Annotated in this window: 10 protein-coding genes; all 10 read left to right on the top strand. The window is 35.5% G+C overall.

Annotation, left to right across the window (positions count from 1 at the left end):
• The first annotated feature begins 103 nt into the window (after window positions 1–103).
• The 10 genes from paaD (at window position 104) to ACHZC3_RS06520 (ending at window position 10,789) form a co-directional block, all read left to right on the top strand.
• Complete coding sequence (gene paaD / locus ACHZC3_RS06565) at window positions 104–604, top strand: 1,2-phenylacetyl-CoA epoxidase subunit PaaD (RefSeq protein ID WP_394759074.1); 501 nt, start codon at window positions 104–106, stop codon at window positions 602–604.
• Between the two features lie 4 nt (window positions 605–608).
• Window positions 609–1,388: an enoyl-CoA hydratase-related protein gene (locus ACHZC3_RS06560; protein ID WP_394759073.1), complete on the top strand. Its 780-nt coding sequence runs from the start codon at window positions 609–611 to the stop codon at window positions 1,386–1,388.
• A 25-nt stretch (window positions 1,389–1,413) separates the two neighbouring features.
• The gene (locus ACHZC3_RS06555) at window positions 1,414–2,202 is read left to right on the top strand and encodes a PhzF family phenazine biosynthesis protein (protein ID WP_394759072.1); all 789 of its coding nucleotides are present in this window, start codon (window positions 1,414–1,416) and stop codon (window positions 2,200–2,202) included.
• 13 nt (window positions 2,203–2,215) lie between these two features.
• Entirely contained in the window at window positions 2,216–3,370 is a 1,155-nt protein-coding gene (locus ACHZC3_RS06550; RefSeq protein WP_394759071.1) for a 3-hydroxyacyl-CoA dehydrogenase NAD-binding domain-containing protein, read from the top strand.
• On the top strand, window positions 3,371–3,775 hold the full coding sequence (locus tag ACHZC3_RS06545; RefSeq protein ID WP_394759070.1) for a PaaI family thioesterase: 405 nt from the start codon (window positions 3,371–3,373) through the stop codon (window positions 3,773–3,775).
• A 52-nt stretch (window positions 3,776–3,827) separates the two neighbouring features.
• Window positions 3,828–5,030 carry a 3-oxoadipyl-CoA thiolase gene (gene pcaF / locus ACHZC3_RS06540; RefSeq protein WP_394759069.1) on the top strand — a complete coding sequence of 401 codons (1,203 nt, stop codon included), beginning with the start codon at window positions 3,828–3,830 and terminating at the stop codon, window positions 5,028–5,030.
• Between the two features lie 62 nt (window positions 5,031–5,092).
• Complete coding sequence (paaZ, locus tag ACHZC3_RS06535; protein ID WP_394759068.1) at window positions 5,093–7,588, top strand: phenylacetic acid degradation bifunctional protein PaaZ; 2,496 nt, start codon at window positions 5,093–5,095, stop codon at window positions 7,586–7,588.
• A gap of 205 nt (window positions 7,589–7,793) precedes the next feature.
• Complete coding sequence (locus ACHZC3_RS06530; protein ID WP_394759067.1) at window positions 7,794–8,543, top strand: enoyl-CoA hydratase/isomerase family protein; 750 nt, start codon at window positions 7,794–7,796, stop codon at window positions 8,541–8,543.
• A gap of 47 nt (window positions 8,544–8,590) precedes the next feature.
• The gene (locus ACHZC3_RS06525; RefSeq protein WP_394759066.1) at window positions 8,591–9,187 is read left to right on the top strand and encodes a transferase hexapeptide repeat family protein; all 597 of its coding nucleotides are present in this window, start codon (window positions 8,591–8,593) and stop codon (window positions 9,185–9,187) included.
• 309 nt (window positions 9,188–9,496) lie between these two features.
• Window positions 9,497–10,789, top strand: coding sequence for a dihydrolipoamide acetyltransferase family protein (locus ACHZC3_RS06520; RefSeq protein ID WP_394759065.1), 1,293 nt, complete (start codon window positions 9,497–9,499; stop codon window positions 10,787–10,789).
• Window positions 10,790–10,791: the final 2 nt, after the last annotated feature.

The following is a 10,791-nucleotide window of genomic DNA, read 5'->3' as shown; positions in this document are numbered from 1 at the left end:
TGGGCTATTTATTAGCCGACATGCAATACATGCAACGCAGTTTTCCTAATATGAATTGGTAAAAGCCATAGCAAACTTTGCATAAAAACTTGCGATTAAAAAAATGACAGAAGAACGAACACATATAGACCAAAAAATATTCGAAATTTTGGAAACGGTTTCCGATCCGGAAATTCCAGTACTTTCTATTATGGAGATGGGTGTAGTTCGTTCGGCTGAATTAGTAAACAATATTGTTGAGGTAACAATTACACCAACTTATAGTGGCTGTCCAGCAATGGATGTCATAGGTGACGATATTAAAAAAGCTTTGAAAAATGCAGGTTATGAATCTAAAATAAATTTAGTATTATCTCCAGCTTGGACAACCGATTGGATTACCCCAAAAGGTAGAAAAGCACTCGAGAAATACGGAATTGCATCACCACTAGAACCTGAAGCCGATAAAGAAGTATTATTAGGAAATAAAAAATTAGTAAAATGCCCACAATGTGGATCATTAAATACAAAATTAATAAGCCAATTTGGATCTACAGCCTGCAAAGCATTTTTTCAATGTCAGGATTGTTTAGAACCTTTTGACTATTTTAAATGTTTAAAATAAAAATATGAGTTCGATACTTTTAAAAATAGAAAATAACATTGGATTTATAACTTTAAATCGTCCTGATGTTTTTAATAGTTTCAATAGAGAAATGGCTTTGCTTATGCAAGACACACTTGATGCTTGCTCCAATGATGTAAATGTTCGTGCTATTGTAATCACCGGAAGCGGCAAAGCATTTTGTGCTGGACAAGATTTAAAAGAAGTGACTACGCCAGAATTGAATCCTGGTTTTAGGAAAATACTTGAAGAACATTACAATCCCATTATCCAAAAAATAAGGAACATTGAGAAGCCAATTATAGCTGCCGTAAATGGTGTAGCTGCTGGGGCTGGGGCTAATATAGCTTTGGCTTGCGATATTGTTGTTGCAGCAGATAATGCCAGTTTTATTCAGGCTTTTAGTAAAATTGGATTAATTCCAGATAGCGCAGGAACATTTTTTCTACCACGATTAATTGGTTTTCAAAAAGCTTCAGCTTTAATGATGTTGGGAGACAAAGTGTCGGCAGAAGAAGCTTTTAATTTAGGAATGATTTATAAAATGTATCCAACTTCCTTCTTTGAAGAAGAAGTATTGACCTTGGCAACAACATTAGCGAATATGCCAACATTAGCATTGGGATTAACTAAAAGATTATTAAATCAATCATTGACTAATAATTTAGAACAACAACTTAATCTAGAAAGTGATTTGCAAATAGAAGCTAGTTCCTCAAATGATTATAACGAAGGTGTTACGGCATTTGTAGAAAAAAGAAAACCAGAATTTAAAGGAAATTAAGAATTCAAACGATATAAATTCGGAGATGAAATACGAAGTTTACCAAATTGATGCATTTACAGATGAAATTTTCGGAGGAAATCCAGCCTGTGTGGTACCTTTAGAAAATTGGCTTCCAGATGATCTTTTATTAAAAATTACTCAAGAAAATGCTGTTGCAGAAACGGCTTTTTTTGTTGTTAATGGGGATAAAATTCATCTGCGTTGGTTTACTCCAGATCTAGAAATGGATTTATGTGGGCATGCAACATTAGCAACAGCTCATGAGTTAATATCCATATTAAATTATCCTAAAAACGAGATTGTTTTCAATACTTTAAGTGGAGATTTACTTGTTACTTTTGAAAATGAGTTATATACTTTGGATTTCCCTTCAAGAAAACCAATTGTAGATGAGCTACCTGAAATTATTTCAAAATCATTAAGTATTCAACCGATAGAAACTCTGAAATCAAGGGATTATGTATTGGTTTATGAAAATGAAAGCGACATAAAAGACATTCAAATTGACCGACAATTATTTGATCAAATTAATCTCGGAACTGGTGGAGTGATTATTACTTCAAAAGGTAATAATTCGGACTTTGTATCTAGATTTTTTACACCCCAAGCAACAATTTTGGAGGATCCCGTTACGGGTTCAGCACATTGTTCGTTAATTCCGTATTGGAGTGAAAAGCTCAATAAAAATAGATTGTCAGCTATTCAATTATCTGATAGAAAAGGATTTTTATTTTGCGAACAAAGAGATGAGCGGGTATTAATTAGTGGTAAAGCGAAAACATATTTAATTGGTTCTTTTTGGATTGAATAACAATATTTATAAAATGAAAATAGCAGTAATAGGTTCAGGAACAATGGGAAGTGGTATTGCACAAGTGGTGGCCACTTCAGGTTGTACCGTAAAAATATTCGACACCAATCAAGATGTGCTTTCAAAAAGCGCCGTAAATCTTGAAAATACCTTATCTAAATTAGTAGAAAAAGGAAAAATTGACAGCGCGGAGAAATCCCGTATTTCAAATAATATCAGTTATGTAACTGCTTTAAAAGATTTGTCGGATTCCGATTTGATTATTGAAGCCATCATAGAAAATTTAGAAATAAAAAGAAAAGTCTTTTCGGAATTGGAAACTTATGTTTCTCCCGAAACTATTTTGGCATCCAATACTTCTTCATTATCCATTGCATCCATTGCTGCCTCTTGCCAAAAACCAGAGCGTTTTATTGGAATTCACTTTTTCAATCCTGCTCCTTTGATGCAATTGGTTGAGGTAATTCCAGCGATTCAAACCAGCGAAGAAGTCGTTCAAAAAGTGATAGAAACCATTACTGATTGGAAAAAAGTGGTGGCTGTTGCTAAAGATACTCCTGGATTTATTGTAAATAGAGTTGCAAGACCTTTTTATAGTGAAGCCTTACGTATTTATGAAGAAGGATTTGCTGATTTTGCAACCATAGATTTTGCCATGAAAAATAATGGCGGTTTCAGAATGGGACCTTTCGAATTGATGGATTTTATAGGGCACGATGTCAATTATACCGTTACCGAAACCGTTTTTACTTCGTTTTATTTCGACCCAAGATACAAACCTTCGTTTACCCAAAAAAGATTAACTGAAGCAGGATTCTTAGGAAGAAAATCAGGTAGAGGTTTTTATAATTATAATGAAAATGCAGTTCCGCCAAAACCAAACGAAGATACAATTGTAGCACAAATCATTTTCGATAGAGTCCTTGTAATGCTAATCAACGAGGCAGTCGATGCACTTTTCTTGAACATCGCTTCCGCAAAAGATATTGACAATGCAATGACCAAAGGAGTAAATTATCCAAAAGGATTATTGGCATGGGCAGATGAAAAAGGAATCAATTGGTGTGAAGAAAAATTGGATGCGTTGTATAACGAATACCACGAAGACCGTTACCGTTGCAGTCCATTATTAAGAAAAATGAACAGAGAAAATAAATCTTTTTTTTAGATGCAAGGAGAAAAAATTCCATATAAAATGTTAAGTCAAGACGCCTATAGCCAATGGCTTGGTATTGAAATTCTTGAATGCGAAGTTGGTCGTTGTAAAGTTGCAATGACCGTTCGTAAAGAAATGCTGAACAGCATGAATAAAGCACACGGTGGAATAACGTATTCATTGGCAGATACCGCTTTTGGATTTGCTGCAAATACGCACGGAAAATTTGCGGTTTCCATCGAAACTTCAATCAATCACATCGAAGCGGTAAATGAAGGGGATTATTTAGTGGCTGAATCGGTTATCGAAAAGGTAAATAATAAATTAGGCTTTAATATTATTGAAGTAAGAAGAGGTGACGAAATGGTCGCTCTTTTCAAAGGCGTAGTTTATAGAACAAATAAAGATTGGGAATAGTATTTAGATTTCAGAAATCTAAAATCCTAAATCTAAAAATCTAAAGTAAAAAATGGAAGCATATATTATAGACGGAGTTCGTACTCCAATTGGAAGTTATCAAGGTACATTAGCCTCGGTTAGAGCAGATGATTTAGGGGCTTTGGTTATTAAAACCGTGGTTGCTAATAATCCAAATATTCCACAAGACGCCTACGACGACGTTATTATAGGTTGTTCAAATCAAGCAGGTGATGACAATCGTAATGTAGCACGTATGTCTTTACTATTGGCGGGATTGCCACACACTGTTCCAGGAGAAACCGTAAACAGACTCTGTAGTTCAGGCTTGTCGGCTATTATTCATGCCAATCGTGCCATCAAAGCAGGAGATGGACACGTTTTTATAGCTGGTGGAGTAGAGAATATGACCCGTGGCCCTTTAGTGGTTTCAAAACCTTCTTCGGCATACGGAACCGATTCTAAAATGTATGATTCAAGTTTTGGATGGCGTTTCATCAACCCAAAAATGCACCAAATGTATGGTACAGATGCGATGGGTGAAACGGCTGAAAATTTGGTAGAAAAATATACTATTTCAAGAGCAGACCAAGATGTATTTGCTTTAAATAGCCAAATGAAAGCTACGGCAGCAGAACAATCCGGACGATTGGCAAAAGAAATCGTAGCAGTGGAAATTTCACAAAGAAAAGGAGACCCAATTGTTTTCTCTAAAGACGAATTCGTAAAACCATCCACTACATTAGAAGGATTATCAAAATTAAGAGCAGCTTTCAAAAAAGACGGAAGCGTAACCGCAGGGAATTCATCAGGATTAAACGATGGTGCTTGTGCAACCATAATCGCATCTGAGGAAGCAGTAAAAAAATACAATCTAAAACCATTGGCACGAATCGTTAGTTCGGCAGTGGTGGGAGTAGAACCTAATATTATGGGAATTGGTCCAGTGGAAGCGACTAATAAAGCATTGGCGAAAGCCGGATTAACATTGGCAGATATAGATATCATCGAACTCAATGAAGCATTTGCATCACAGGCTATTGCTTGTATCAGAGCTTGGGGTTTACAGGATAATGATCCAAGAATCAATCCAAACGGGGGTTCAATTGCCATCGGTCATCCATTAGGAGTTACTGGTGCAAGAATCACTTATTCAGCAGCGTTAGAATTGCAAATGACAGGAAAAAGATATGCTTTAATCACGATGTGTATTGGGGTTGGTCAAGGTTATGCAGCAATAATCGAAAGAGTATAAAAAATTAAATCTTTGTGTTCTTTGTGAAAAACTTAGTTCACTTAGGGGTTAAAAATAAAAACATGAGCAAACTACAAAATTACGTAAACGGACATTGGACCGAAGGAAAAGGCGAAGGTGTTCCTTTATTCGATTCTATCACGGGCGAAATAATTGCAAACGCATCTACTGAAGGTTTAAATTTTGAAGAAATCCTTCACTACGGAAGAACAAAAGGCGGAGAAAAACTACGCAAAATGACTTTCCAAGAACGTGGAAACATGATCAAAAGTTTGGCTATGTATTTAACCAAACGAAAAGAACAATTTTACGAATTAAGTTATAGAACCGGAGCAACCAGAGTAGACAGTTGGATTGATATCGAAGGTGGATTCGGGAATCTTTTTGCCAATGCATCGTTACGAAAACTATTCCCTAACCAATCCTATCATGTTGAAGGAGATGCTATTGATTTGTCTAAAGGCGGACGCTTTATGGCACACCATATTTTGGTTCCTAAAACGGGGGTTGCGGTTCATATCAACGCTTTTAATTTTCCGGTTTGGGGAATGCTAGAGAAATGTGCAGTCAACTGGATGGCAGGAATGCCAGCAGTTGTAAAACCAGCCACATCAACGTCCTATTTGACTGAAGCAGTAGTTCGAGAAATCATAGCTTCTAATATTTTACCAGAAGGTGCTTTGCAGCTCATTTGCGGTTCAGCAAACACACTTTTGGATACTGTTGAAAGTCAAGATGTAGTCACTTTTACGGGTTCTGCTTCTACAGGGCGACTATTAAAATCACATACAAGAATCATCAATGAATCTGTACCATTCAATATGGAAGCCGATTCATTAAACTCGTCTATACTTGGAGAAGACGCCGTTCCTGGAACACCAGAATTCGATTTGTTTATTAGTCAAGCAAGAAGTGAAATTACGGTTAAATGTGGACAAAAATGTACCGCCATTCGCAGAATGATTGTGCCAGAAAAGCTGATGGACGATGTGCAAATTGCATTAGGAAAAGCATTAGATAAAGTGACTATTGGTGATCCAAGGTTAAAAGAAGTTCGAATGGGTGCTTTGGTTAGTAAAGACCAAGTAAACGAAGTAAAAGCAAGAGTATTAGAAATTACCAAAACTGCATCTATAGTTTATGGAGATTTTGATAAACTAAATTTGATTGGTGCCGATTCAAAAGGTGCTTTTATTAGCCCAATGTTGCTTCGTGAAGACAAGCCATTTCAAAATATTTTGTCGCACGAAACCGAAGCTTTTGGCCCTGTTGCTACCATAATGCCATACAAAAATATTGCCGAAGCTATTGAATTAGCTAAAATGGGTAAAGGCTCTTTAGTGTCTTCGATAGTTACTAATAGCGACGAAATTGCCAAAGAATATGTAGTAAATGCAGCATCACATCACGGTAGAATTTTAGTTTTAAACCGTGAAAATGCAAAACAAAGTACAGGTCATGGTTCGCCATTACCACAATTGGTTCACGGTGGTCCTGGTCGTGCTGGTGGTGGAGAAGAAATGGGAGGAATTCGTGGGATAAAGCACTATATGCAACGTTGTGCTATTCAAGGTTCACCAACAACATTAACTGAAATCACCGGAATTTACCAACCCAATTCGGCTTACAAAGAAATCACCCAACATCCGTTTCAATACCATTGGGAAGATATTCAACCCGGAATGTCATTGCGAACTCATAACAGAACCGTAACCGATACTGATATTATCAATTTTGCTAATATAACGTGGGATCATTTCTACGCACATACTGATATTACGTCACTTGACGGAAGTATATTCAAAAAACGAACAGCTCACGGTTATTTCATTTTAGCAGCAGCAGCAGGATTGTTTGTTTATCCAAATAAAGGGCCAGTTGCAGCAAATTACGGTCTAGAAGAATGTCGTTTCTTACGTCCAATTTATCATAACGATACCGTTTATGTACGATTAACATGCAAACAAAAAGTTGACAGAGACGTCGCTTCAGCAGAACATCCAAGCGGAATTGTAAAATGGTTTGTTGAGGTTTTTGATACCGAAAACGAATTGGTAGCAGTAGCCACTATCCTAACAATGGTAGAAAAAAAGCAAGAAGTTTTTGTCGAAATGACAGATTATAAAATTGCTGAATGTTTGAACAAACTAACAGAAAATTCCGAATCAAAATGGGGAATACTAACAGCTCAACACATGTTAGAACATCTTGAATATACCTATAAAATCATGTCGGGTCAAATTCAAGATTTTGAAATCACAACACCTGAAACAATATTAGAAAAAGTGCATCATTCCCTATATAATTACGATAAATTTCCAAAAGGGAGCTCTTTTCCAACTATGAAAAAAGGAGAATTAGAAAATTTAATTCATCCAGATTTAGCAACAGCAAAAGAGAAATTTTTAGAAGCAAGAGAAGCATATAAAACATTTTTCAAAGAAAATCCTGAAGCTATTTTAAAGAATTTGGTTTTCGGAGAATTAAACAAATATGAATCGTATTTATTAGAAAGAAAACACGTAAACCATCATTTCGAGCAATTTGATGTTTTATAATTAGGAGCTATTCCTGCTATTCGCTATATCTTTTCCTTTTTAAAGAAAAAAGAAAAAGGATAGCGCTACTATCAGGGCTAAAAAATAGTTAATAAAGTAAAATAAATTTAAAACAATACAAGCTTTGCGCCTTAGTGTCTTTGCGAGAATATAAATTTAGCGAACCTTGTGTAAATACTTACACACTTCGCAATTAAATAAAAATATGGAAGCATACGTAAAACATAACATACAAAACAACATCGCCACCATCGAGTTTTTTCATCCAGAACAAAACTCTTTGCCAGGTACTATATTGGCACAATTAGCCAACACAATCACCGAAGTTGGAAACAACAATGAAGTGAAAGTAATCATCCTAAAAAGCGGTGGCGACAGAACTTTTTGTGCTGGAGCCAGTTTTCAAGAATTAATTGCAATTAACGATGCTCAAACAGGAAAAGTGTTTTTCTCTGGTTTTGCTAATGTAATCAATGCTATGCGTCAATGTCCAAAATTCATCATCGGGAGAATTCAAGGAAAAACAGTCGGAGGTGGAGTAGGAATCGCCGCTTCAACCGATTATTGTATGGCAACACAATTTGCAGCTATAAAATTAAGCGAACTCAATGTTGGTATTGGACCATTTGTGGTTTCCCCAGCTATCGAAAGAAAAATGGGGCTTTCAGCCATGTCACAAATTGCGATTGATGCCAATACATTTTATGAAGCTTCATGGGCAAAAGAAAAAGGGTTATACACAAGTGTTTACGAAAGCATCGAAGCATTAGATGAAGCCGTGCAAGCATTTGCAATACATTTATGTACTTACAATCCAGAAGCCATGCTTGAAATAAAAAAAGTATTTTGGAGAGGAACCGACGATTGGAATACATTATTAGCCGAAAGAGCAGCTATCAGTGGAAGATTAGTGTTGTCGGAATTTACTAAAGAAAAATTGAAAGGATTTAAATAAAAATAGACCTCAGAGTTATAACTCTGCGACTGAGATTAAAAGAAAAAATGATTTACGAATTCAAAGGTTTTATACCAGTCATACACGAAAGTAGTTTTATCCATCCGCAAGCAGCGGTTACGGGTAATGTTATTATTGGAAAAAACGTATATGTTGGTCCAGGAGCAGCAATTCGAGGCGATTGGGGCGAAATTATTATTGAAGATGGTTGTAATATTCAGGAAAATTGTACTATTCATATGTTTCCAGGGAAATCAATGGTTCTTAAAGCTGGTGCACATATTGGTCACGGAGCGATTATTCATGGAGCCAATATTGGAGCCAATTGTTTAGTTGGAATGAATGCCGTGATTATGGATAATGTCGAATTAGGAGATGAATGTATCGTAGGAGCTTTGTCATTCATAAAAGCCGGAATGCAAATCCCGAATCGAAAAATGATGGTTGGAAATCCTGCCATAATAATAAAAGACGTTTCCGATGAAATGATCGATTGGAAAACCAAAGGAACTGCATTATACCAACAATTACCAAAAGAATGTTACGAAACCTTAAAAGCAGTGGAACCTTTACGAGAAATTCCTGCTAATCGTCCAACACAAGAAGCGTTTTATAAAACATTAGAAGAATTTAGAAAGAAATAATTGAATGTTTAACATGGAAAAGCCAAAATATAAAAGTGCATTTTTAACGTTGATATTTTATATAACTTTAATTTTTTTAATAATTATCAGATATAAAATAATTCCATCAGGAAACGGAATGATGATTATTGAAACTATTGCATCAATTGCTTTGCCTTTATTAGTTTTGGTGCTTTTATTAAAAAATATTTGGCAATATTATAATAAATCAAAGGAAAATATTTATTCAATTATAATTCATTTAATTGTATTGTTATTTATATCTGCTTGATTATAAAATTTTTTGGTTTAATATAACCAACTGTAAAAATGATAACAGAATTCAAAATGCCCAAAATGGGCGAAAGTATATCCGAAGCAACAATAATTTCTTGGTTGAAAAACGTGGGTGATTTTGTTGATGCCGAAGAAACTATTTTAGAAGTCGCTACCGATAAAGTAGATAGTGAAGTGGCTTCGCCAGTTTCAGGTGTAATTACTGAAATTCGTTTTCAAAAAGATGACGTTGTAGAAGTTGGAACTGTTTTAGCATTGATTGAGGCAACAGGAGAAAAGGTAGTTGGTAGTAGAAATGAGGTAGTAGGTAACGAGAGTGTAGAAAAACCAACAGCCAACAGCCTACAACCTGTAATCTTAAAACAACCTAAAACCCAAAACCTAAATTCTACAACCTTTATTAGCCCATTAATAATATCAATTGCTCAAAAAGAAAACCTTTCAATTGAAGAATTACAAACCATTCCAGGTTCTGGAGCCGAAGGAAGATTGCAAAAAAGTGATGTTTTTAATTATTTAAAGAACCGTAAATATCCACTTCAATCTAAACCGATAACTGATAACCGACAACCGATAACTTCTTCCTATCCAAAACCAAAAATCAATTTCGTTGAAGGAAAAGACCGAATCGTAGAAATGGATCGCATGCGCAAAATGATTGCCGATCACATGGTGTATTCCAAGCAAACATCGCCTCACGTAACTTCTTACATTGAAGTCGATGTAACGAATTTGGTGAATTGGAGAAACGAAAACAAAGAGAATTTTCAAGAAAAACACAACGAAAAACTTACATTTACACCCGTTTTTGTTCAAGCAGTTGCAAAAGCTGTAGCCAATTTTCCAATGATTAATGTTTCGGTAGATGAAAAAAATATTATCGTTCACAACGACATCAATATCGGAATGGCAACCGCATTACCATCCAGAAATTTAATCGTTCCTGTTGTTAAAAATGCCAATGAAAAAGATTTAGTTGCTTTAGCAAAAGATGTAAATACTTTGGCGGAAGCATCACGAAACAATAAATTAAAACCCGAACAAATTCAAGGAAGTACGTTTACGATTTCCAACGTAGGAACCTTTGGAAGTTTAATGGGAACACCAATTATCAACCAACCCGAAGTTGCTATTTTAGCGCTAGGAATTATTAAAAAACGTCCTGAAGTCATCACAACTGAAAAAGGAGACGAAATCGCTATTAGAAGCATGATGTATCTTTCTTTATCTTTCGACCATAGAGTTGTGGACGGATTTTTAGGAGGTTCATTCTTGCGAAAAGTAGGCGATTATTTAGAACAATTTGACATAAATACAGCAATATAACA

Source organism: Flavobacterium sp. (genome assembly GCF_043720215.1).
GTDB lineage: Bacteria > Bacteroidota > Bacteroidia > Flavobacteriales > Flavobacteriaceae > Flavobacterium.
Note: the sequence above shows the minus strand (reverse complement) of the source record. Positions and strands in the feature narration are given on the sequence as shown.